This window comes from Sphingomonas pollutisoli (assembly GCF_029167165.1).
GTDB lineage: Bacteria > Pseudomonadota > Alphaproteobacteria > Sphingomonadales > Sphingomonadaceae > Sphingomonas > Sphingomonas pollutisoli.
In genome coordinates this window covers 246,290-267,407 of the sequence record NZ_JARFNJ010000004.1, presented here as the reverse complement: position 1 = coordinate 267,407, position 21,118 = coordinate 246,290, and the positions used below count along the sequence as shown (strand labels likewise).

The 21,118-nt window shown below is 67.7% G+C and carries 22 protein-coding genes and 1 tRNA gene; 12 read left to right on the top strand and 11 right to left on the bottom strand.

Annotated features, from left to right (window positions below):
• Complete coding sequence (locus PX554_RS10515; protein WP_275501437.1) at positions 1-696, bottom strand: SDR family NAD(P)-dependent oxidoreductase; 696 nt, start codon at positions 694-696, stop codon at positions 1-3.
• Positions 693-1,445 carry a peroxide stress protein YaaA gene (gene yaaA, locus PX554_RS10510; protein WP_275501436.1) on the bottom strand — a complete coding sequence of 251 codons (753 nt, stop codon included), beginning with the start codon at positions 1,443-1,445 and terminating at the stop codon, positions 693-695. The genes PX554_RS10515 and yaaA overlap by 4 nt, the downstream gene beginning before the upstream one ends.
• 175 nt (positions 1,446-1,620) lie before the next feature.
• On the opposite strand from yaaA, the gene PX554_RS10505 reads away from it, so the two are divergent.
• Complete coding sequence (locus tag PX554_RS10505) at positions 1,621-2,931, top strand: tetratricopeptide repeat protein (protein ID WP_093219611.1); 1,311 nt, start codon at positions 1,621-1,623, stop codon at positions 2,929-2,931.
• Positions 2,932-3,144: 213 nt separating this feature from the next.
• On the opposite strand, the gene rnd is transcribed toward PX554_RS10505, so the two are convergent.
• Positions 3,145-4,320: a ribonuclease D gene (gene rnd / locus PX554_RS10500; protein ID WP_093219608.1), complete on the bottom strand. Its 1,176-nt coding sequence runs from the start codon at positions 4,318-4,320 to the stop codon at positions 3,145-3,147.
• A 189-nt stretch (positions 4,321-4,509) separates the two neighbouring features.
• On the opposite strand from rnd, the gene aspS reads away from it, so the two are divergent.
• On the top strand, positions 4,510-6,303 hold the full coding sequence (aspS, locus tag PX554_RS10495) for an aspartate--tRNA ligase (RefSeq protein WP_275501432.1): 1,794 nt from the start codon (positions 4,510-4,512) through the stop codon (positions 6,301-6,303).
• 113 nt (positions 6,304-6,416) lie between these two features.
• Positions 6,417-7,391: a cell wall hydrolase gene (locus tag PX554_RS10490; RefSeq protein WP_093219603.1), complete on the top strand. Its 975-nt coding sequence runs from the start codon at positions 6,417-6,419 to the stop codon at positions 7,389-7,391.
• Positions 7,392-7,397: 6 nt separating this feature from the next.
• Here the strand turns inward: PX554_RS10490 and PX554_RS10485 are convergent, their stop codons facing one another.
• Positions 7,398-8,027 carry a carbonic anhydrase gene (locus PX554_RS10485; protein WP_275501429.1) on the bottom strand — a complete coding sequence of 210 codons (630 nt, stop codon included), beginning with the start codon at positions 8,025-8,027 and terminating at the stop codon, positions 7,398-7,400.
• A gap of 122 nt (positions 8,028-8,149) precedes the next feature.
• Between PX554_RS10485 and lipA the strand changes: the two genes are divergently transcribed.
• Together lipA and PX554_RS10475 are read left to right on the top strand one after the other, a co-directional pair.
• Positions 8,150-9,091, top strand: coding sequence for a lipoyl synthase (gene lipA / locus PX554_RS10480; RefSeq protein WP_275501964.1), 942 nt, complete (start codon positions 8,150-8,152; stop codon positions 9,089-9,091).
• Positions 9,092-9,211: 120 nt separating this feature from the next.
• Complete coding sequence (locus tag PX554_RS10475; RefSeq protein WP_093219597.1) at positions 9,212-9,697, top strand: type II toxin-antitoxin system RatA family toxin; 486 nt, start codon at positions 9,212-9,214, stop codon at positions 9,695-9,697.
• Here PX554_RS10475 and PX554_RS10470 read toward each other — a convergent pair.
• The 3 genes from PX554_RS10470 to PX554_RS10460 are packed head-to-tail and all read right to left on the bottom strand — an operon-like array spanning position 9,631 to position 11,839.
• Complete coding sequence (locus PX554_RS10470; protein ID WP_275501427.1) at positions 9,631-10,158, bottom strand: CinA family protein; 528 nt, start codon at positions 10,156-10,158, stop codon at positions 9,631-9,633. The two genes, PX554_RS10475 and PX554_RS10470, sit on opposite strands and share 67 nt — an antisense overlap.
• Before the next feature lie 2 nt (positions 10,159-10,160).
• Positions 10,161-10,700, bottom strand: a complete 540-nt coding sequence (locus PX554_RS10465; RefSeq protein WP_275501425.1) for a hypothetical protein — start codon at positions 10,698-10,700, stop codon at positions 10,161-10,163.
• On the bottom strand, positions 10,697-11,839 hold the full coding sequence (locus PX554_RS10460; RefSeq protein WP_275501423.1) for a bifunctional 2-C-methyl-D-erythritol 4-phosphate cytidylyltransferase/2-C-methyl-D-erythritol 2,4-cyclodiphosphate synthase: 1,143 nt from the start codon (positions 11,837-11,839) through the stop codon (positions 10,697-10,699). The genes PX554_RS10465 and PX554_RS10460 overlap by 4 nt, the downstream gene beginning before the upstream one ends.
• A gap of 95 nt (positions 11,840-11,934) precedes the next feature.
• Here PX554_RS10460 and dusB point away from each other — a divergent pair, with 95 nt between their 5' ends.
• The 7 genes from dusB (at position 11,935) to PX554_RS10425 (ending at position 17,006) form a co-directional block, all read left to right on the top strand.
• The gene (dusB, locus tag PX554_RS10455; RefSeq protein ID WP_176786973.1) at positions 11,935-12,939 is read left to right on the top strand and encodes a tRNA dihydrouridine synthase DusB; all 1,005 of its coding nucleotides are present in this window, start codon (positions 11,935-11,937) and stop codon (positions 12,937-12,939) included.
• Positions 12,936-14,000 carry a two-component system sensor histidine kinase NtrB gene (locus PX554_RS10450; protein WP_275501420.1) on the top strand — a complete coding sequence of 355 codons (1,065 nt, stop codon included), beginning with the start codon at positions 12,936-12,938 and terminating at the stop codon, positions 13,998-14,000. The genes dusB and PX554_RS10450 overlap by 4 nt, the downstream gene beginning before the upstream one ends.
• Positions 13,997-15,418, top strand: coding sequence for a nitrogen regulation protein NR(I) (gene ntrC, locus PX554_RS10445; protein WP_275501419.1), 1,422 nt, complete (start codon positions 13,997-13,999; stop codon positions 15,416-15,418). The genes PX554_RS10450 and ntrC overlap by 4 nt, the downstream gene beginning before the upstream one ends.
• A 90-nt stretch (positions 15,419-15,508) precedes the next feature.
• On the top strand, positions 15,509-15,946 hold the full coding sequence (locus PX554_RS10440; RefSeq protein ID WP_093219584.1) for a hypothetical protein: 438 nt from the start codon (positions 15,509-15,511) through the stop codon (positions 15,944-15,946).
• An 8-nt stretch (positions 15,947-15,954) separates the two neighbouring features.
• Positions 15,955-16,464, top strand: a complete 510-nt coding sequence (locus PX554_RS10435) for a DUF6438 domain-containing protein (RefSeq protein WP_143023263.1) — start codon at positions 15,955-15,957, stop codon at positions 16,462-16,464.
• Positions 16,461-16,745: an I78 family peptidase inhibitor gene (locus PX554_RS10430; RefSeq protein ID WP_176786972.1), complete on the top strand. Its 285-nt coding sequence runs from the start codon at positions 16,461-16,463 to the stop codon at positions 16,743-16,745. The genes PX554_RS10435 and PX554_RS10430 overlap by 4 nt, the downstream gene beginning before the upstream one ends.
• 60 nt (positions 16,746-16,805) lie before the next feature.
• Positions 16,806-17,006 carry a hypothetical protein gene (locus PX554_RS10425; RefSeq protein ID WP_093221641.1) on the top strand — a complete coding sequence of 67 codons (201 nt, stop codon included), beginning with the start codon at positions 16,806-16,808 and terminating at the stop codon, positions 17,004-17,006.
• Positions 17,007-17,053: 47 nt separating this feature from the next.
• Here the strand turns inward: PX554_RS10425 and PX554_RS10420 are convergent, their stop codons facing one another.
• The 4 genes from PX554_RS10420 to PX554_RS10405 all read right to left on the bottom strand — a co-directional run bounded on the left by PX554_RS10420 (position 17,054) and on the right by PX554_RS10405 (position 21,084).
• On the bottom strand, positions 17,054-19,327 hold the full coding sequence (locus tag PX554_RS10420; RefSeq protein WP_275501408.1) for an FdhF/YdeP family oxidoreductase: 2,274 nt from the start codon (positions 19,325-19,327) through the stop codon (positions 17,054-17,056).
• A gap of 83 nt (positions 19,328-19,410) precedes the next feature.
• Positions 19,411-19,483, bottom strand: a tRNA-Thr gene (locus PX554_RS10415).
• Between the two features lie 96 nt (positions 19,484-19,579).
• Entirely contained in the window at positions 19,580-20,437 is an 858-nt protein-coding gene (locus PX554_RS10410; RefSeq protein ID WP_275501406.1) for an alpha/beta fold hydrolase, read from the bottom strand.
• Entirely contained in the window at positions 20,434-21,084 is a 651-nt protein-coding gene (locus PX554_RS10405; protein WP_275501403.1) for a TetR/AcrR family transcriptional regulator, read from the bottom strand. The genes PX554_RS10410 and PX554_RS10405 overlap by 4 nt, the downstream gene beginning before the upstream one ends.
• Positions 21,085-21,118 lie beyond the last annotated feature (34 nt).

Genomic DNA, 21,118 nt, shown 5'->3' with positions numbered 1-21,118 from the left:
TCACGGAGCGACTTCGGCGCCGTCCCAAGCGAACAGCTTGCCCGAATCGGGCGCCTTGAGCCCGTCGATCACATCGAGGAGCTGCAACGCGGCGCGGTCGGCATCGAACAATTGCCCAGGCGCGACGTTTCCCTGAAATGGTCGCGACAGCGCTGTGTCGACCGTGCCCGGATGCAGCGCCACCACGATCGACCGGCCGTTGCGGCGCTTTTCTTCGATCGCCAGCGTGCGCACCAGCATGTTGAGCGCCGCCTTCGACGCGCGATATCCATACCAGCCGCCAAGGCGATTATCGGCGATGCTGCCGACCCGCGCCGACAGTACGCCGAACACGCAGCGGCCATCGCGCGGCATCAGCGGCAGGAAGTGCTTGGCGACGATCGCCGGCCCGATCGCGTTGACCGCGAAGTTGCGCGCGAGCCAGGCCGGATCGAGTTCGCCGATCGCCTTCTCGGGCCCGCGCTCGCCCGCGTGCAGCAGGCCGGTCGCGACGAGGATCAGCGTCGGCGCCGCGCCCTTGGCCACGATCGCGGCGGCGGCGGCGATGCTCGCCTCGTCCTCCAGATCGATATGGCCCGATCCGGCGAAACCGCGCGCGAAAGCGTGGACCGTGTCGAACGTGCCCTCTTCCTCCAGCGCCCGCACGAACGCCGCGCCGATCCCGCCCGAAGCGCCGATGACGACCGCGCTGCTCATGCGCGCGTGAACCGCCAGCGGTCCGCCTCGCTTTCGTGCGGGTCGAAGCGATAGCCGTCGCTGTCGAATCCCTGCATCGCCTGGACGTCGGTGATGCGGTGTTCGCACAGCCAGCGCGCCATCATGCCGCGCGCGCGCTTGGCGTTGAAGCTGACGAAGCGCGGGCCGTCGGGGCCGGGCTCGCGGAAATCGACGTCGATCACGCGCAAACCCGTCAATCGCCCGGCCACCGCGGCGAAATACTCCTGGCTGGCGAGGTTGAGGACGACGCCCGATCCCTCCTCGGCGACATCGTCGCGTAGCACGGCGGCGATCCGGTCGCCCCACCAGTCGGTCAGGCTCTTGCGGCGCGGTGCCCAGCGCGTGCCCATTTCGAGCCGATAGGGCCGCATCGCGTCGAGCGGGCGAAGCAGCCCGTACAGCCCCGACAGGATGCGGACATGGTCCTGCGCGAATGCGACCGCCGGTTCGTCGAGCGTCGGCGCCTCGAACCCCGTATAGACGTCGCCCGCGAACGCGAACAGCGCCGGCCGCTCGGGGCCGTCGGCGAAGCCCGCGAACCGATCGGCGTTGAGCTTGGCGAGCTTGGGCGAGATGTGCATCAATTCGCTCAGCTTTTTCTGGCTCAGCCGCGATGCGGCGGCGGCGAGGGTATCGGCCTCCTCCGCGAAGCGCGGCGTGGTCGGCGTGACGGCGGGAAGTGGCCGCTCGTAATCGAGCGTCTTGGCGGGCGAGAGCAGGGCGATCATTCGGCGCGGGTAGCGGCCATGCGCCGAAGCGTCAAAGGGAGCCGGGCGCGGGTTCAACCGTTGTTCACCCCGCGCCGGCCAGAAGCCGGCGCACGCGGCGTCGCTTGAACGCGGCGAGACGGATCGGTAGAGCGGCGCGGTGTTCGGCCAGCGCCGACTTTGGGAGACTTTCAAGATGCAGGGTGTTTCGAGGATTGCGATTGCCGGGGCGCTGATGCTCGGCCTGGGTGGCACCGTGATCGCGCTGCCGGCGAACGCGAAGAAGGAAAAGGCGGCCGAGGCGGCGCCCGCCGAAGGCTTCAACCCCAAGAACCTGTCGAACGAGGCGCGTCCCGCGCTCAGCGCGATCCAGACCGCGCTCGCCGCGACCCCGCCCGACTATGCGACCGCGAAGACGAAGCTGACCGAGGCGGACGGCCTCGCGAAGAACGCGACCGACAGCTACATCATCGCCAAGTTCCGCCTCCAGGTGGCGAGCGGCGAGATGAACGCTCTGCCCGAGGCGCAGCGCAACGACGTCGTGCTGGCCCAGCCGCTCGAGACGCTGATCGCCAACCCGATCACGCCGAAGGCCGAGAAGGCGCAGTACACCTATATCCGCGGCAACATCGCCTACAACCAGAAGGACTATGCCAAGGCGGCGCAGTTCATGGCGAGCGCCCGTGATCTCGGCTACCAGAACGCCGATCTGCCGCTCAACCTCGCGCGCGCGAAGGTCGAAGCGGGTGACGTGGCGGGCGGCGTCGCGGAGCTCGATACCGCGGTGAAGGCCGAGCAGGCCGCTGGCCGCAAGGCGCCCGAAGCCTGGTACAAATACGCCGTGTCGCACGCAATCAAGGCGAACCTGCCCGAGCAGACCAACACCTGGACCCAGGCGTGGCTGTCGAATTACGGCACCAAGGAGAATTGGCGCACCGCCATCTATACCTTCGGGTTCTCCGGCCCGGGTGCCGCGAAGCTGACCGATCGCAACCGGATCGACCTGTACCGCCTGATGCGCGTCACCAACTCGCTCGCCGGCGCGAAGGAATATATCGATTACGCCGATGCCGCGAACAAGACCGGCCTGCCGACCGAAGCCAAGGCGGTCATCAAGGAAGGTTTCGACACCAAGGTGATCCCGGCCGGCAACGCCACCGCGACCGACATGGCCAAGCAGGCCAGCGAATCGATCGCGTCGGACAAGCCGCTCGCCGCACAGGAAAAGGCCGCGGCCGCTGCGCCGAAGGGCGATCTCGCCTCTCAGGCGGGTGACGCGTACCTCGGCGAGCGCAACTACGCGAAGGCCGCCGAACTGTACAAGCTCGCCGCGACCAAGGGGGTTGCCGATAACGACCGGCTCAACCTCCACCTCGGCATCGCGCAGGCGCTCGGTGGCGACAAGGAAGGCGCGCGGGCCACGCTCGCCAAGGTGACGACCTCGCCGAACGCGGACATCGCCAAGCTGTGGATCACCTGGATCGCGTCGCCGCCGGTGGCCGCGTAAACAACGACGGCGGCTCCGGCGTAGGCCGGGGCCGCTTTTTTCGCCGTTCGTGCTGAGCGTGTCGAAGCACGTGCAAGGCAATGCCGCGTTTGGGGCACGTGCTTCGACACGCTCAGCACGAACGGGTATGGGCAGGCGAGCGATGCGCTCAGCGTTGCTCTTTTTTGGCGAGACGACGTTCGTGCGACCGGGGCGAACGTCGCCGCCCTTCGCTCACTCCGCCGCTTCGGCGCGCGTCATCTTCAGCTTGCCGCCGACCACCGCGAACGCCAGCCGCCCCTCGACCAGATCGAGCGCGTCGCGCCCGAACTGTTCGAAGCGCCATCCTTCGAGGATCGGCAGCCCCTCGCGCTGACCCGCCGCGAGCGCATCGAGATCATCGCCGCGGGCGAGCAGCCGCGCCGCCACGTCGATATCGCGCGAGCGGATCTTGAGCAGCAGCTTGAGCAGATCGGCCACCAGCGCGCCGTCCTTGCCGAGTCCGGGCTTGCGGTCGTCCCGCGCGGGCATCTCCTCGGGGGACATCGGTTGGGCGTTTTCCAACGCCGCCATCATCCGCCCGCCGATGTCGTTGGTCGCCCAGGTCGGCGAAAGGCCGCGCACCTTGGCGAGATCGGCCTGTTTGCGCGGCGGGTGGCCGGCGATGTCGGCGAGCGTTTCGTCCTTGACGATCCGGCCGCGCGGCAGGTTCTTGCCCTGCGCCTCCAGTTCGCGCCAGCGCGCCAGCGCCTTTAGCCGGCCTAGGATATCAGCCTTGCGGCTCGGCACGCGGATGCGGCGCCACGCCTCTTCGGGATCGTTGGCGTAATTGGCGGGATCGCCGATCCGCTCCATTTCCTGATCGAGCCACGCGCCGCGCCCGGTCTTGCGCAGCCGGGCGAGCATCTTCGGGAAGATCTTGGCGAGATGGGTCACGTCGCCGATCGCATATTCGATCTGGCGTGCGTCGAGTGGGCGGCGGCTCCAGTCGGTAAAGCGCGCGCCCTTGTCGACGCTGATGCCGAGATAGGCATCGACGAGGTTCGAATAGCCGATCTGCTCGCCCTGGCCGAGCGCCATCGCCGCGACCTGCGTGTCGAACAGCGGGTGGGGCGTCTTGCCGGTGAGATTATAGACGATCTCCAGATCCTGACCGCCGGCGTGGAAGACCTTGAGCACGTCCTCGTTGTTGACCAGCAGATCGAGGAGCGGGGTCATGTCGAGGCCGGGCGCCATCGGATCGATCGCCGCCGCCTCGTTCTCGTCGGCGATCTGGATCAGGCAGAGTTCGGGCCAGAAGGTGTTCTCGCGCATGAACTCGGTATCGACGCAGACGAAATCGGCTTCGGCGAGCCGCGTGCAGAGATTGGCGAGCGTGGCGCTGTCGGTAATGAGCGGATGGATATGCATCTTCACCCTTTAGCGAGGGATGCGCGCCTTGACAAAGGCGGTTCGGAAAGGGAGGTGCGCGGATCATCCAATACCGTCACCCCAGCGCACGCTGGGGTCTCGCGGTGATAACGCATGCCCTTTCCCCGGCAGACCCCAGCGTGCGCTGGGGTGACGATCGGGGCGGGTGATGATTGAAAGACGAGAACCATGCACGCCTATCGCACGCACACTTGCGCCGAACTCCGCGCCGAACAGGTCGGCCAGGAAGTCCGCCTGTCGGGCTGGGTCCACAAGAAGCGCGACCACGGTGATCTCGTCTTCGTCGATCTGCGCGACCATTACGGCATCACCCAGATCGTGACCGACGTGAGCGGCCCGGTGTTCGACGTGATCGAGGGGCTGCGCAGCGAGAGCGTGGTGACGATCACCGGCACGGTGGTCGCGCGCGCCGGCGAGGCGGTGAACCCGAACCTGCCGACCGGCGCGATCGAGGTGCGCGCCACCTCCGCAGTGGTGCAATCGGCCGCGCACGACCTGCCGATGCCGGTGGCGAGCGAGAATGAATATCCTGAGGATATCCGCCTGCGCTATCGCTTCCTCGATCTGCGCCGCGAGCGGCTCCACGCCAACATCCTGCTGCGCTCGCAGGTGATCTCCTCGCTGCGCCAGCGGATGATCGGGCAGGGCTTCACCGAGTTCCAGACGCCGATCCTGACCGCGAGCAGCCCCGAGGGCGCGCGCGACTATCTGGTGCCGAGCCGCGTGCATCCCGGCAAGTTCTACGCGCTGCCGCAGGCGCCGCAGATGTTCAAGCAGTTGCTGATGGTGGCGGGGTTCGATCGCTATTTCCAGATCGCACCGTGCTTCCGCGACGAGGATGCGCGCGCCGATCGTAGCCCAGGCGAATTCTACCAGCTCGATTTCGAGATGAGCTTCGTCACGCAGGAAGACGTGTTCGCCGCGATCGAGCCGGTGCTGCACGGCGTGTTCGAACAGTTCGCCGACTGGCAGGGCAAGGGCCGCACCGTGTCGCCGCTGCCGTTCAAGCGGATCCCGTACCGCGAATCGATGCTGAAGTACGGCAACGACAAGCCCGATCTGCGCAACCCGATCCTGATCTCGGACGTGTCCGAGCAGTTCATCGGCTCGGGCTTCGGCCGGTTCGCGTCGATCGTCGAGGGCGGCGACGTGGTGCGCGCGATCCCGGCGCCGGGTACAGCCGACAAGAGCCGCAAGTTCTTCGACGACATGAATAGCTGGGCGCAGGGCGAAGGCTTCGCCGGCCTCGGCTACGCGACCCGCAAGGGCGGCGAATGGGGCGGTCCGATCGCCAAGAACCACGGCGAGGCGAAGATGACCGCGATGGCCGACGCGCTCGGCCTGGGACCGGACGACGGGCTGTTCTTCGCGGCCGGCAAGGAAGCGCAGGCCGCCAAGCTCGCCGGTCTGGCGCGCACCCGCGTCGCCGAGCAGCTCGGGCTGATCGACGACAAGCGTTTCGAATTCTGCTGGATCGTCGATTTCCCGATGTTCGAATATGACGAAGACGCCAAGAAGATCGACTTCAGCCACAATCCCTTCTCGATGCCGCAGGGCGAGATGGAAGCGCTGGAGACCAAAGACCCGCTCGATATCCTCGCCTATCAGTACGACATCGTCTGTAACGGTGTGGAGCTGTCGTCGGGCGCGATCCGGAACCATAAGCCCGAGATCATGTACAAGGCGTTCGAGATCGCCGGCTATACGCAGGCCGAGGTCGACACGAACTTCGCGGGTATGATCAACGCGTTCAAGTGCGGCGCGCCGCCGCACGGCGGCTCAGCGCCGGGCGTTGATCGCATCGTGATGCTGCTCGCCGATGAGCCCAACATCCGCGAGGTCATCACCTTCCCGATGACGCAGAAGGCCGAAGACCTGATGATGGGCGCGCCGAACTTCGCCAGCCCCAAGCAATTGAAGGAATTGCACATCAGGACGGTGGACGGCCCCGCCGCAAAATAGGCCGGTCCGCCGCACCGCATCGCGCAGGGGCCGGCGCGGTGCGGCGGCGTCCTTAATCCAAAGCTAAGGCTTGCCGGCTATCCGAGCGCGAGTTGCCACCGCGTCGGACCGTCATGCTCAGATTCTTGCTGCTCGTGCTGCCGACGCTGGTGTTGATGACGTCCTGCACGCGCACGCCGCCGATGCAGGTGGTGATGGACATCCCGCCGATCGTCCGCGCGCCCGATCTGCTCAAGCGACTCGATCTGAACGTGCCGAGGGACCTCGCACGCACCGCGCTGCGGGAAGCCGCGGCGGCGGACGCGGCCGATTTCGACGCCGCGCCCGCCTTCCTCGGTCGCGCGCGCACGCCCGATGACGCCGCGCGCGCGATCGATTGCCTGACCGCGGCCATTTATTACGAGGCGCGCTCCGAATCGGATGAGGGCGAGCGCGCGGTCGCGCAGGTCGTGCTCAACCGCGTGCGCGATCCGGCCTTTCCCGACAGCATCTGCGGGGTAGTCTATCAGGGATCTGCGCGATCGAGCGGCTGCCAGTTCAGTTTCACCTGCGACGGATCAATGAACCATCCGATCGAGCCCAGCGCCTGGGCGCGGGCGCGCGCGGTCGCGACGGGGGCCTTGGCGGGGCTGGTGTATGCGCCGGTCGGCTCGGCGACCTTCTACCACGCCAATTACGTCTCGCCCTGGTGGGCGACCAGCATGAGGCAGGTCGCCGCGGTCGGCGCGCATATCTTCTATCGCTGGCGCGGCGCTATGGAGAATGCGCTCGCCTTCCGCCAGACCTATTCGGGAAGCGAAACCTTACCGGCACGCACCAGCCCGATCCTCGCGGCCGCCGATGAAGCAAGCGTGCCGCCCGCGAGCGCGGCCAACGGCGGCATTCAGGTGGTCGGCTCCGTGACGATCCATCGCAGCACACCCGAAGACGCGGCACCCGCAGCGGCAGCCGCGCCGGCAGTGGCGCCGGTCGCCGAGAGCGGCGTCGCCGGCGTTCGGGTGCATCGCGGGGCGCTCGCGCCCGCCATCGCGCAGGACGTCGGCAAGCCGCGGCACATCACCGTGCCGCCGGCGGGCGACCCCGCCTGACGCAGTTCAGGCGGGCGCGAACGCCCCGTCGTCATCCATCACATGCAGCACGCCGTCCGCGATCGCGAAATAGGCGCCGCGCAGCGTCAACGTGCCAGCCGCCTCGCGTTCCGGGATGAACGGGAAGGTGCGCAGGTTGGCGAGGCTGACCCGCACCGTCTCCAGTTCGAGCGCGCGGATCGCCTCGTCGCCGGTGCCGTGTTCGGCGACGACCCGGTCCCGCGCGGTATCGAGCATATCGACCCAATGGGCGATGAAGCCGCCTTCGCCGGGTTCCGCGCCTTCGAAGGCGTGCGTCAGACAGGCTTTGACGCCGCCGCACGAGCCATGCCCCATCACGACGATGTCGGAGACGCCCAACTGCGTGACCGCGAATTCGAGCGCGGCGGAGACGCCGTGGCGCGATCCGTCGCGTTCGAACGGCGGCACCAGATTGGCGACGTTGCGCACCACGAAGATCTCGCCCGGCGACGTGTCGAACACCTGCGCGGGGTCGACGCGGCTGTCGGAGCAGGCGATCACCATCACGCGCGGCGCCTGACCTTCGCGCAATTCGGCCCAGCGGTCGCGCTGACGGGTCCAATCGACCACGCGGAAGCGCCGATAGCCCTCGATGAGGTTTTCGAATCCGCTCATGTCGCTCTCCGTCGTTTCGCTATGGCGCGGTTCCTAGAGGCAAAGCGCCGCATACGACAAGCGCAACCGTGATGATCGGCGCGGCAGTTGTGGTGAGCGGCGCGGATGGCTATTTGCGGGCGATGAACGAAATCACCCCGATCGCTCACCCGGCCGCCCAACCCGAGGGCCGCCAGCGCAAGCCCGACTGGATTCGCGTGAAAGCGCCGATGGGCGCGGCCTTCAACGAGACCAAGGGGCTGATGCGACGGCTCAACCTGGCGACGGTCTGCGAGGAAGCGGCCTGCCCGAACATCGGCGAGTGCTGGACCAAGAAGCACGCGACGGTGATGATCCTGGGCGACACCTGCACCCGCGCCTGCGCCTTCTGCAACGTCAAGACCGGCATGCCGCGCGCGGTGGATGCGCTCGAGCCGCAGCACACCGCCGATGCCGCGGCCGAGCTCGGGCTCGAGCATATCGTCATCACCTCGGTCGATCGTGACGATCTGCCCGATGGCGGCGCGTCGCAGTTCGTCAAGGTGATCGAGGCGCTGCGCCGCACGACGCCCAGCACGACGATCGAGATCCTCACGCCGGATTTCCGCAACAAGGCGCAGGCGGCGATCGAGTCGATCGTTGCCGCGCGGCCCGACGTGTACAACCACAATCTCGAGACCGTGCCCCGTCTCTACCCGACGATCCGCCCCGGCGCGCGCTACTATGCGTCGCTGCGTTTGCTGGAGAGCGTGAAGCGTCACGATCCGTCGATCTTCACCAAGTCGGGCGTGATGCTCGGGCTGGGCGAGGAGCGGCTCGAGGTGCATCAGGTGATGGACGACATGCGCTCCGCCGACATCGATTTCCTCACGATGGGCCAATATCTCCAGCCCACGCCGCGCCACGCCAAGGTGCAGGATTTCGTGACCCCCAAGGCGTTCGACGCGTATGCCGCGATCGCGCGCGCGAAGGGCTTCCTGCTGGTGGCATCCTCGCCCCTGACCCGGTCGAGCTACCATGCGGGGGACGATTTCGCCCGGCTGCGCGCCGCGCGGGCGGCGAAGCTGGCAACGGTGCGGGTGTGAGCCTGTCCGCCCTATACGTCACCCCAGCGCAAGCTGGGGTCTTTTGCGGCAAAGGCGCGCACCATCACCGGCAGACCCCAGCTTGCGCCGGGGTGACGGGATTCGGCGAAGCGATGACCCGTGCCTAAGCACCACGAAACCCGCCGCTTGCCCTACACGCCCGAGCAGATGTTCGATCTGGTCGCCGATGTCGCGCGTTACCCCGAGTTCCTGCCGTGGGTCTCGGCGATTCGCATCCGCTCGGACAGCGAGGCCCAGATGGTCGCCGACATGATCGTCGGCTTCAAGGGGCTGCGCGAGACCTTCACGTCCAAGGTCGACAAGCAGCGGCCGGAGCGGGTGCATGTCGACTACCTCGACGGCCCGCTCAAATATCTGCGCAACGATTGGGTGTTCCGGCCCGACGGCACCGGCTGCGCGGTCGATTTCACGGTCGACTTCGCGTTCAAGAACCGCGTTTTCGAGATGCTTGCCGGTCAGGTGTTCGGGGTCGCGCTACGCAAGATGATCGGCGCGTTCGAGGAGCGCGCGGCGGCGCTTTATGGTTCGCCTTCGGGTTCGCCGACGGACGGCATCAACAAGTCGAGCGCGCATAACGCCGCCTGAAGCCGGATGCCGCCGCGTCCGATCTCGCCGAAGTCCTTGCGATCCGCGACGACATGGCTGGGATCAGCGCCACGTTCCGCCCGCGCGAACACGACGGTGCCGACCGGCTTCTTCTCGGTGCCGCCGCCCGGTCCGGCGACACCCGTGATCGCCACCGCGACATCCGCGCCGCTGGCTTCGAGCGCGCCCTGCGCCATGCTCCACGCGGTCGCGATCGAGACCGCGCCGAACGTGTCGATCACGTCGGGGCTGACGTTGAGCGTATCGACCTTGGCGTCGTTCGAATAGGTGACGTAGCCGCGCTCGAACATTTCCGACGATCCCGGAATCTCGGTGATCGCGGCGGCGACCAGCCCGCCGGTGCAACTTTCGGCGACGCAGACGGTACGGCCGGCGGCGAGATTGGCGTCCACCACCTTCCGCGCGGCGGCGACAAGCTCTTCTGGCAGGAGAGTGAGCATCGTCACTGCGCTCCAAACGGACAAACGGGGATGGCGGCGGGCTTGGTGCCGTTCTTGCGGTCGGTCGCGGCGATCTGCATCGCAGCCACGATCGCGGCGACGGCGTTCTTGGGTGGCAGCGGCGCGATCATCGTAAGGAAGCGATTGGCCGGCCCGCAATCGGCGGGCGTGACCTGTTGCGCCACGATCGGCCCGGCGAGCGAGATCAGCATCAAGCGGGCGAGGTCGTTGTCGAGCATCGGCGCCGCATCGGACGGGAGGATCTTCGCGAGCGCGCGGCGCGTGTTCGGCCAGTTGGCGTCGGCCAGCGTGCGATAGCTGTCACCGAACGCCCGGCCGGGGCTGCGCAACAGCGCCCCGGCGGGAAGCTGGGCCGCGCAGGTATGGCTGACCTCTTCGAGCGCATCGGGGATGACGGTGATGAGCAGCGACTCGGCCTCGGGCGCAGTCAGGCACGCGCGCGCCTGGAGCGGCTGCGCCGCCGCCTGGCCGGTGAGCGCGCACGCCGCCAGGGCGACAGCCAGCGTTCTGAGAGTTTTCATCGCGTGCCGATCCTGATCGTTGCCACCGCTTGCGCGGCGATGCCTTCGCCCCGCCCGGTGAAGCCGAGTCGTTCGGTGGTGGTGGCCTTGACGCTGATCTGGCCCGGTTCGATCTGCAGCAGTTCGGCGATGCGCGCGCGCATGCCGGCGCGGTGCGGGCCGATCTTGGGCGCTTCGCAGATGATCGTGAGATCGATGAAGTCGATGATCCCGCCTTGGGCTGCGATCAGCGCGGCGGCGTGCTGGAGGAATTGTGCGGAGTTGGCGCCGCGCCACTGCGGATCGCTCGGCGGGAAATGCATGCCGATGTCGCCGTCGGCGATCGTGCCGAGCAACGCGTCGGTGATGGCGTGGAGCGCGACATCGGCGTCGCTATGCCCGGAAAGCCCCTTGTCGTGCGGGATGAGGAGCCCGCCGAGCCACAATTCCTCGCCTTCGACGAGTCGGTGGACGTCATAGCCCAGCGCGGTCCGCACGCGGAGCGTCGCCGCGTGGCGCGCCTCGGCGGCGGCGAAATCGGCCGGGTGGGTGATCTTTTCGAGCATCGAATCGCCTTGGACGATGGAGACAATGTGGCCGGAGCGGGCGACCATCTGCGCGTCGTCGGTCGCGTCCTCCCCCGCCGGCCAGGCGCGGTGCGCGGCGAGCACCTCGGCGAAGCGGAACGCCTGCGGGGTTTGCACACGGTGGAGGCGGTCGCGCGAAACCGGCGTGCCGTCCTCGCGCACCAGCGTATCCGTGACCGGCAGGGCGGGAAGAGCGCCTGCCTCGGCATCGAGCGCTGCGATCAGCCGGTCGATCACCGTCGCCGGCAGGAAGGGGCGGGCGGCGTCGTGGATCAGCACGCGATCGGGCGCTTCGTCCGCGAAAGCTTCGAGACCATTTCGAACCGATTCGCGCCGCGTCGCGCCGCCAATGATGAAGCGCGCGTCGCCGAGCGTCTCGGCAAGCATCGTTTCCTGTCCCGCGCCGATCACCACCAGCACCGCGTCGATGCCGGGATGCGCGGCGAGCGCGGCGTAGCTGTGCACCAGCATCGGCTTGCCGGCGAGCGGAGCGAACTGTTTGGGGAGCGCGCTGCCGCTGCGCAGGCCCTGGCCGGCGGCAACGATGATCGCGACGGTACGAGTGGACGACATGGCCTCAGCGCCTAGCCCATGCCGCACCCGCCCGCCAGCCTTGCCGCACACGACGCGCTCGCCTATAGGCTGCCTGTTTTTCAGGCAGACGTTTAGTGACCCCGCGCACCCTCGCTCCCATCCAGATCGGACCCGTGACGATCGACCAGCCGGTGATCCTGGCGCCGATGACCGGCGTTTCGGACATGCCGTTCCGCACGATCGTACGCCGTTACGGCTCGGGCCTCAACGTCACCGAGATGGTGGCGAGCCAGGCGGCGATCCGGGAGACACGCCAGTCGCTTCAGAAAGCGGCGTGGCATCCGATCGAAGATCCGGTGTCGATGCAACTCGTCGGCTGTACGCCGTATGAGATGGGCGAGGCGGCCAAGCTCTCGGAGGATCGCGGCGCGGCGATCATCGACATCAACATGGGCTGCCCGGTGCGCAAGGTGACGAACGGCGATGCCGGATCGGCGCTGATGCGGGATCTCACGCTCGCCGCCGCGATCGTCAAAGGCGTGGTCGATGCGGTGAAGGTGCCGGTCACGCTCAAGATGCGGATGGGCTGGGACCATTCGAGCCTCAATGCGCCCGAACTCGCGCGCATCGCCGAGGATCTCGGCGTGAAGATGATCACCGTTCACGGCCGCACCCGCAACCAGATGTACAAGGGCAGCGCCGACTGGGGCTTCATCCGCCGCGTCAAGGATGCGGTCAGCGTGCCGGTGATCGCCAACGGCGACATCTGTTCGATCGAGGACGCCGAGGCGGCGCTGGAACAATCGGGCGCGGACGGCGTGATGATCGGGCGCGGATCTTACGGACGGCCGTGGCTGCTCGGGCAGGTGATGGAGTGGTTCCGTTCCGGGCGGCGCGTTCCCGATCCGACGCTCGACGAACAATATTGCCTGATCGCAGAGCATTACGAGGCGATGCTCGAACACTACGGTAACGAAACCGGCGTCAACATGATGCGCAAGCATATCGGTTGGTACACGCGCGGGCTGCACGGTTCGGCCGAGTTCCGCAACAAGACCAACCAGATCGCCGACGCAAAACAGGTCAAGGCGATGCTCGCGGAGTTCTACGCGCCGTACCGGAGCCGCGCGGCGGCGTGACCGACACCGCCGGGCCGGGCTTCGCCGAGCTGTTCGCGACGCTGCCGGTGGCGGTGATGGTGCTCGATCCCGATGCGCGCATCACCTACGCCAACGCCGAGTGCGAGACGCTGCTAAACCTCTCCGAACGGGCGATGCGCGGGCAGAAGCTCGATGCGGTGATCGTCCCGCCGCGCGCACCGAGCGGCCGCGATGAGCGGCAGTTCGCGGCGTTCGACACCGAGATCGAACTGCGGCGCGGCGGCGGGCGCGTGCGCGTCGATTATATCGAGGCGCGCGTTACCGACCGGCCCGGCTGGCGCACGGTGACGCTGCACCACGCCGCCGCCTCGCGCCGGATGGGCCATTCGGTCGATCGTGCCTCGGCGGCGCGCGCGGCGATCGGCGCGGCGGCGATGCTCGCGCATGAGATCAAGAACCCACTGTCGGGTATTCGTGGAGCCGCGCAACTGCTGGCCGGACCGAAGACCGACACCACGCTCACCACGCTCATCACCACCGAAGTCGATCGCATCGCCGCGCTGATCGACCGGATGCAGGATTTCACCGACACCCGCCCGCTCAACATCAAACCGTCCAACATCTACCCGCTGCTCGATCATGCCCGCCGCGTCGCCCTCGCCGGGTTCGGGCGCACGGTGACGATCGAGGAGCGGTTCGATCCGTCGTTGCCGCCGGTGCTGGTCGATCCCGACGCGCTGCTCCAGGTGGTGCTCAATCTGCTCAAGAACGGCTGCGAGGCGCTCACCACGGTGGCCAACCCGCGTATCCTGCTCTCGACCGCCTATCGGCACGGCATGGCGGTCAGCCCGTCGCCGGGCCGTCCGCGCCAGCCGCTGCCGATCGAGGTGTGCGTGATCGACAACGGCCCCGGCGCGCCGGAGGAGATCGCCGACCATTTGTTCGATCCCTTCGTCTCGGGCAAGCCAGAAGGGCAGGGACTTGGCCTGTCGCTGGTCGATAAGCTGGTGCGCGACATGGGCGGTATCGTCCAATATGCGCGCGAAGGCTCCCCGCTCAGCACCGTCTTTCGTATCTTGCTTCCCAGAGGTTCCGCGTGACCAGAGCCGGCAACATCCTCGTCGTCGATGACGACGGCGCGATCCGCACCGTGATCGTGCAGGCGCTGCAACGCGACGGCCACCGCCTCATCACTGCCGCCACGCTCGCCGAGGCGGAGATGCGGCTGGCGGCTGGGCTGCCCGATGTGCTCATCACCGATGTCGTGCTGCCCGACGGCAACGGGCTCGACATGGTCGAGCGGTTGGTCGCCGAACATCCGGGCCTGCCGGTGGTCGTGCTGTCGGCGCAGAACACGCTCACCACGGCAGTGCGCTCGACCGAGGTCGGCGCGTTCGATTACCTCCCCAAGCCGTTCGATCTCGATACGCTCGCCGCGGCCGTGCAAAGCGCGCTGGCACGCGGCTCGGGCGGCGTGGCCGAACCGATCGGCGAGGAGGACCGCGCGCTGCCGCTGATCGGGCGCTCGCCGGCGATGCAGGACGTGTACCGGGTGATCGCCCGCGTCGTCTCGAACGATCTCACCGTGCTGATCTCGGGCGAATCGGGCACCGGCAAGGAACTGGTGGCGCGCGCGATCCATGATCTCGGGCCGCGCCGCAGGGCGCCGTTCATCGCGATCAACATGGCGGCGATCCCCCGCGAGTTGATCGAGGCGGAGCTTTTCGGGCATGAACGCGGCGCCTTCACCGGCGCGCAGGCGCGCTCGGCCGGGCGGTTCGAGCAGGCGGCGGGCGGCACCCTGTTCCTCGACGAGATCGGCGACATGCCGATGGAGGCGCAGACCCGGCTGCTGCGCGTGCTGCAATCGGGCGAGTTCACCACCGTTGGCGGCGCACGGACGATCAAGGCCGATGTCCGCATTGTCGCCGCGACCAACCGCGATCTCGCGGTGCTGGTCGCGACCGGGCAGTTCCGCGAGGATCTGTTCTACCGGCTCAACGTCGTGCCGGTGACGTTGCCCGCTTTGCGCGCGCGGCGGCAGGACATCGCGCTGCTCGCGCGGCATTTCCTCGATCGCGCCGCCGAGAGCGGGTTGCCGCGCAAGCAGCTCGATCCGCAGGCGATCGCCGTGCTGGAAAGCCACGACTGGCCCGGCAACGTCCGTGAGCTCGAGAATATGATGCGCCGCATGGCGGTGCTCAGCCGCGATGACACCATCGGCGCGGGTGAGGTGCGGGTGCTGCTCGGTGGTTCCTATTCCGCGAACCCGCCGACCGAGGTCGATCCCGGCATCGCGGCGGCGATCCGCGCGCGGCTCGAGCGGCTCGCGATCGAGGAACCGACCGCGCTCGACGACGGATCGCTGTACGACCGGATCATCGGCGAGGTCGAACGCCCGCTGATCGAGGCGCTGCTGGAGCGCCACGGCAACAACCAGCTTCGCGCGGCGCGGGCGCTCGGGATCAACCGCAACACGTTGCGCAAGCGCCTCGATACGCTCGGCATCGGCGGCTGACGCAGCGGTCGCAAGGGATCGGGCGGTCGGCTCCGTCTATGTTCAGATTCGGCCCGATACAGCCGGTCCGAACCTGACGGGAGATATGACATGCTGTTACGAATCGGGGTGTTTTCGAGTCTGGCGCTCGCCGTGGTCGCGGGCGGCGCGCCCGCTGTGGCGAGCGTCGATCGCTCGCCACCGCCGGGCGGGGTGTACCGGCTCAAGCCGGGCATCTACGTTCAGAAGGGCGTGGCTTGCGAATCCGCGCCCAATGCGGCGATCCGGCAATATGACGGCCGGGGTATCAGCGATGCGCATTCGCGCGCGTGCCGCGCGCGGGTGCTCGCGCGCAAGGGCGATCGGTATTCGGTCAGCCAGTCGTGCATCGATGCCGGTGCCGGTCCGGCGCCGCGCGTCAGCCAGCGGCAGACCGTCACCGTGCCGGACGCGCTGACGTTCACGATGCAGACGCGCGGGCCGGGCACGACCTATCGCTACTGCCCCGCCTATATGCTTCCGGCCGGGCTGAGGGGGGCGGCGAAGTGAAGGCCGTCATGAAGGCCGCCCTGGCCTGTGCCGCGCTGCCGGCGCTCGGGGCCTGTGCGACCGTTTCGCCGGAAGTGACTCCCGCGCCCGCCGCTGGCGCGCCAACGATCGCGATCTCGGTGGGGCCGTGCTTCGGCTTCTGCCCGGTCTATGACGTGAAGGTCGCGGCCGATGGTGCGGTCGCGTTCACGGGCACGCGCCATACCGCCGTGCTCGGCACGCGCGAGCGCCGCGTCACGCCGCACGTCTATCGTGCGCTGGCGGCCGATCTCGCGCCGTTTCGGCCCGCTGACGGCAGCACGGCGGCCGTGCCCTGCGCCGTCACGATCAGCGACATGCCGACATATACGATCACCTGGACCGGGCCGGCGGGTCAACAGACCGTCGCGACGCATCGTGGCGGCTGCCGCGAAGGCGAGGGCCGCGATCTCGACATCGTGCTGCGCGCGCTGCCGCAGCGCCTCGGCATCGAGGAATGGATGCGCCAGACCACTCGGCCGGGAGTTTCGCGCGGATGAAAAGAACGCTTCCCACGTTCGTGATCGCCCCCGCGCTGCTCGCGGCATGCGCACCGGTCGCGCATGGCGATTCCCCCGCGCCGCGCCAGTGTCGCTCGGAGGCGGCGGCGAGCCTCGTCGGCCATATCGCGCCCGATGACGCGCAGGTGCGGCGGCGCACCGGCGCGAGCACGATCCGGCGAATCGCGCCAGGCGACATGGTCACGCAGGATTTCCGGCCGGATCGCGTCACGCTCACCATCGCCCCGGATGGCAAGGTGGTCGACGCCCGTTGCGGATAAGGTGGCCGAGGAGCGATATCGGATGCCGCGCGTTCGCCCCGTTCAACAATGGAGAGCGCAATGTCCAAGACCTTGGCCGGATTCACGATCACACGCTCGGGCGAAGAGTATCTGATTTCGATGGAAGACGAGGACGGCGAGAAGACCGAGTTCGTCGCGAGCTACGAACAGCTCGACCTGATCGTCGAGGCCATTGAGGAACAACTCGACGGCGATGAGGAAGACGCGCTCGGCGTCGATGACGAGGCCGAGCCCGCCTGACGGATCGGCGGCCTGCGCGGAGGTTCCGGGCAGGCCGTCAACCGGCCTTAGGCGATGATCCGCACCGGTACGCTCTTGCCCGCTGGCGTCTTCGATTCCGCGTCGTGCCAGGACAGCGGCACCAGCGGATTCATCTCGGGATAATAGGCGCCGAGGCATCCGCGCGGCAGCAGGAAGCTGGTGACCTTCAACCCGCCGACCTGCCGATCGACGCCATCGTCCGCGTCGCTCGCGAGGCCGACGATCTGCCCTTCGCTCAGCCCCGCCGCCGCGATATCCTCGGGGTTCATCAGCAGCACCTCGCGCGTGCCTTCGATCCCGCGCAGCCGGTCGGAATAGCCGTAGATGGTGGTGTTGAACTGGTCGTTGGACCGCAGGGTCATCAGCCGCCACCGACCGGGCTTGTCTTCCACGCCCCACGAATTGAGCTTCTTGGGCACGGTGAAATCGGCCTTGCCGCTCTTCGTCTTCCAGACCCGTTCCCGCGCCGAATTGCCGCGATAGAAGCCGCCGGGCGTGAACACGCGCTGGTTGAAGTCGTGGAATTGCTCGGGATAGGTTTCCTCGATCGCGTCGCGGACCTTGGCATAGTCGCCGACCCATGCGTCCCACGGCACCTTGGGATTGGGCGGGAGCGTCGCCTTCGCGATGCCGGCAACGATCGCCAGTCCGGATTTGAGATCGGGCGAAGACGGCGTCGCCTTGCCGATCGAACCGTGAATGCAGGAGAGGCTGTCCTCCATCGTCACGGCCTGCGGCCCGCTCGCCTGAAGGTCTTCCTCCGATCGGCCGAGGCAGGGGAGCAGATACGCCACCTCGCCGTTGACGAGATGGCTGCGGTTGAGCTTGGTCGCGATCTGGACGGTGAGCCGCAGCTTCGTCCAGGCGGTCTCCATGATTTCGCGCTCGGGGATCGCACGGATAAAGTTGCCGCCGAGCCCGATGAACGCCTTCACCTCGCCCGAGACGATCTTTTCGCAGGCATCGACCGTCGTCAGGCCCTTATCGCGCGGCGGCTCGAAGCCATATTGCTCGGCGAGCTTGTCGAGCGGAACGAGTTCGGGCTTTTCGGTGATGCCGACGGTGCGTTGCCCCTGCACGTTGGAGTGGCCGCGCACCGGCGACACGCCCGTTCCGTCGCGCCCGATATTGCCCTTCAACAAGAACAGATTGACGAGTTGCTTGATGTTGTCGCTGCCGTGGACGTGCTGGGTCAGGCCCATGCCGTACATCGCGATCGAGCGCTTGGCGCCGATATAGATGTCCGCCGCCGCTTCGATGTCGGCGCGCGCCAGGCCGCTTTCCGCCTCTATCGCCGCCCACTCCGTCGCCTCGACATGCGCTTTCAGCGTTTCGAACCCGTCGGTATGCTGCGCGATGAAGTCCACGTCGAGCACGTGGCGCCGCTCCGCCGCCCACAGCGCCGCCTCCCTGGCCAGCACGTGCTTCATCATGCCGGTGATCGCGGCGATGTCGCCGCCGGTCTTGACCTGGAGGTAGAGCGTCGAGATCTGCGTCTCGGCCGGGGTCAGCATCTCCTTGGGGCTTTGCGGGTTCTTGAAGACCTCCAGACCCTTTTCGCGGATCGGGTTGAACGTCACGATCTTGCAGCCGCGCTTGACCGCCTCCTGCAAGGGATGGAGCAGGCGCGGGGAGTTGGTGCCCGGATTTTGCCCGAAGAAGAAGATCGCGTCGCACAGCTCGAAATCGCTGAGCACGCAGGTGCCGACCGGCGACCCAGTCACGTCCTTGAGCGCGACCGAGGTGGTTTCGTGGCACATGTTGGAGCTGTCGGGCAGGTTGTTATGGCCGTACAGCCGCGCGAACAACGCGTAGAGATAGCTCGTCTCAAGGCTCGCCCGGCCCGACGCGTAGAAGACGGCGGCGCCGGGATCGATCGCCTTCAGTTCCGCGCCGATCGCGGCGAAGGCTTCGTCCCAGTCGCACGGGACGTATTTATCGCTCGCGCGGTCATAGCGCAGCGGATGGGTGAGCCGCCCGGTCTGCTCCAGATCGTGATCCGTCCAGGTCTTGAGGTCGGAGACGTTATGCTGGGCGAAGAACTCGGGCGTGCACCGCCGGCTGGTCAATTCCCACAGCGTCGCCTTCGCGCCATTCTCGCAGAACTCGAATGTGTGCGGCACCTTGGGTTTGCCCCACGCGCACGATACGCACATGAAGCCGCCAGCCTTATTCTGTCGCCTGAGCGTGTCGAGCGCGACGGGCCGGGCGCGTTCGCGCAGCGCCGTCTCTACGATGCCGCGCACCGATCCCCAGCCACCCTCGGCGCCGTCGTAATGGACGGTCTGGTCTTCTTCCATGAAACGCGTCCTTCGCACGTCGCCGCCGCAACAGCAGCGAACAACGCTTTGGAATCGCCGTGGGTTCCTGAATCGGTGAACCCTGCCCGCACGAGGAATCGAACCCCGGACATCCACTTTACAAGGGTGGCGCTCTACCAACTGAGCTATACGGGCAGGCCCCCGCCTATAGCGGCGGTGTTCGCCCGCGCCAAGTCGGTCGGTGCCGATCCGGCCGATTTGCGCGCTGACGCCGGTGCTCAGGCCCAGCGCTCAGCCGATGTCGGCGAGGAAGCGTATGATCGCGGCCAGCGCGTCGGGTTCGTCGAGCATCGGCGCGTGGCCGACATCGCGGACCATTTCGAGCCGCGCGTTCGGCTTGCCGGCGACCATCGCCTCGGCCGCATCCTGGTCGAGCAGATCGGATCGCGCCCCGCGCAGCACCAGAATCGGCCGGCCGGTGACGAGCGCCTCCCACCGCTGCTGCGGATCGGCACCTGCGGGAGCCGATTTGAACGGTACGGCGATGCCCGGATCGTAATCGGCGATCACCACGCCGTCCGATTCGCGGAACATCCGCTCGGCCATCGCCCGCCAGTCCCGCGCGGTATAGTGCGGAAGCGCATCTTCGTTGAGCTGGCGGACCTGTGCGGCGGCATCGTCCCAGGTCGCGAACGCCTGCGCGGCGCCCGCGTACCCCGCGATCCGGGCGAGCCCGCGCGGAGACAGCTTCGGTCCGACATCGTTGACGACCGCCGCATGGATGAGTCCCGCCGCGCGAGCCGCGACTTCCATCGTGATCAGCCCGCCCATCGACGTGCCGATGAAGATCGCGCGGCCGATTCCGATCGCCTGTGCCAGCCGTTCGACATCCCCGGCATAGGCCGGCAGCACATATCGCTCGGGCGCGCCGCGCTCCGATCCGCCGCGCCCGCGCACGTCGAGCGCGAGGACGCGGTGGCCCAGCTCGGCGAGGCGCGGCGCGAGCGCGCCGAAATCCTTGGCGTTGCGGGTCAGACCGTGGAGGCACAGGATCGGGAGGCGGGCAGGGCCGCTCGCCGCCGGATAGTCGCGCGCATGCAGACGCAGCCCGTCCGAAGCCTGCCAATACAGGTCGCGATAGCCGCTCATGCGCCGCGTCCTTTCGGCGCGAGGCCGTTGGCGATGAGGTCTCCCGTCACCGCCGTCACCTCTTCGACGGCGAGTTCGTCGCTCCAGACGCCGAAGCGCAGGCCGAGGAAGACGTTCATCCCCATCAGCGCCCAGGCGCGGATCTCCGCCGATCCGGGGCTGATCTCGCCGCGTTCGGCGGCGGCCTCGAGCCGCCGCGTGATCCGGTCGGCGGTACGCATGTAATGCGCCCGGTAGCCGGCCGGATCGACGAACTCGGATTCGTCGATGATGCGGTAGATTTCCTTGTGCGCCCGCGCGAAATCGAGAAACGCCGCCTGGCCCGCGATCTCGACCGCGATCCCGTCGTCGATGCCAGACAGGCGCGGTGCGACGAAGTCGCGGACTTGCGTGGTGAGGTCGCGCACCAGTTCGGTGAACAGCGCCTCCTTCGAATCGAAATAGGTGTAGAAACTGCCGATCGCCACGCCGGCGCGCGCGGTGATGCGGCTGATCGCGGCCTCGTGAAAGCCCTTCTCGCCGAATTCCTCGGCGGCCGCGTCCAGAAGCAGGCGCAGCGTGCGCTGGCCGCGCGCCGTTTTGGGCGTCTTGATGCCCTCTCTTCTCGTCACGGCCACCGCCTTAGCATCCTCCGCCGCCGGCACCATCGCTCCCTCGATTCTTTCGAATGCGTAATTTTTC

Bases quoted from the DNA above. Each gene is read 5' to 3' on its own strand.
- PX554_RS10515 (WP_275501437.1), bottom strand. From the start codon at position 696: ATGAGCAGCGCGGTCGTCATCGGCGCTTCGGGCGGGATCGGCGCGGCG.
- yaaA (WP_275501436.1), bottom strand. From the start codon at position 1,445: ATGATCGCCCTGCTCTCGCCCGCCAAGACGCTCGATTACGAGCGGCCA.
- PX554_RS10505 (WP_093219611.1), top strand. From the start codon at position 1,621: ATGCAGGGTGTTTCGAGGATTGCGATTGCCGGGGCGCTGATGCTCGGC.
- rnd (WP_093219608.1), bottom strand. From the start codon at position 4,320: ATGCATATCCATCCGCTCATTACCGACAGCGCCACGCTCGCCAATCTC.
- aspS (WP_275501432.1), top strand. From the start codon at position 4,510: ATGCACGCCTATCGCACGCACACTTGCGCCGAACTCCGCGCCGAACAG.
- PX554_RS10490 (WP_093219603.1), top strand. From the start codon at position 6,417: ATGCTCAGATTCTTGCTGCTCGTGCTGCCGACGCTGGTGTTGATGACG.
- PX554_RS10485 (WP_275501429.1), bottom strand. From the start codon at position 8,027: ATGAGCGGATTCGAAAACCTCATCGAGGGCTATCGGCGCTTCCGCGTG.
- lipA (WP_275501964.1), top strand. From the start codon at position 8,150: ATGAACGAAATCACCCCGATCGCTCACCCGGCCGCCCAACCCGAGGGC.
- PX554_RS10470 (WP_275501427.1), bottom strand. From the start codon at position 10,158: ATGCTCACTCTCCTGCCAGAAGAGCTTGTCGCCGCCGCGCGGAAGGTG.
- PX554_RS10465 (WP_275501425.1), bottom strand. From the start codon at position 10,700: ATGAAAACTCTCAGAACGCTGGCTGTCGCCCTGGCGGCGTGCGCGCTC.
- PX554_RS10460 (WP_275501423.1), bottom strand. From the start codon at position 11,839: ATGTCGTCCACTCGTACCGTCGCGATCATCGTTGCCGCCGGCCAGGGC.
- PX554_RS10440 (WP_093219584.1), top strand. From the start codon at position 15,509: ATGCTGTTACGAATCGGGGTGTTTTCGAGTCTGGCGCTCGCCGTGGTC.
- PX554_RS10435 (WP_143023263.1), top strand. From the start codon at position 15,955: ATGAAGGCCGCCCTGGCCTGTGCCGCGCTGCCGGCGCTCGGGGCCTGT.
- PX554_RS10430 (WP_176786972.1), top strand. From the start codon at position 16,461: ATGAAAAGAACGCTTCCCACGTTCGTGATCGCCCCCGCGCTGCTCGCG.
- PX554_RS10425 (WP_093221641.1), top strand. From the start codon at position 16,806: ATGTCCAAGACCTTGGCCGGATTCACGATCACACGCTCGGGCGAAGAG.
- PX554_RS10420 (WP_275501408.1), bottom strand. From the start codon at position 19,327: ATGGAAGAAGACCAGACCGTCCATTACGACGGCGCCGAGGGTGGCTGG.
- PX554_RS10410 (WP_275501406.1), bottom strand. From the start codon at position 20,437: ATGAGCGGCTATCGCGACCTGTATTGGCAGGCTTCGGACGGGCTGCGT.
- PX554_RS10405 (WP_275501403.1), bottom strand. From the start codon at position 21,084: ATGGTGCCGGCGGCGGAGGATGCTAAGGCGGTGGCCGTGACGAGAAGA.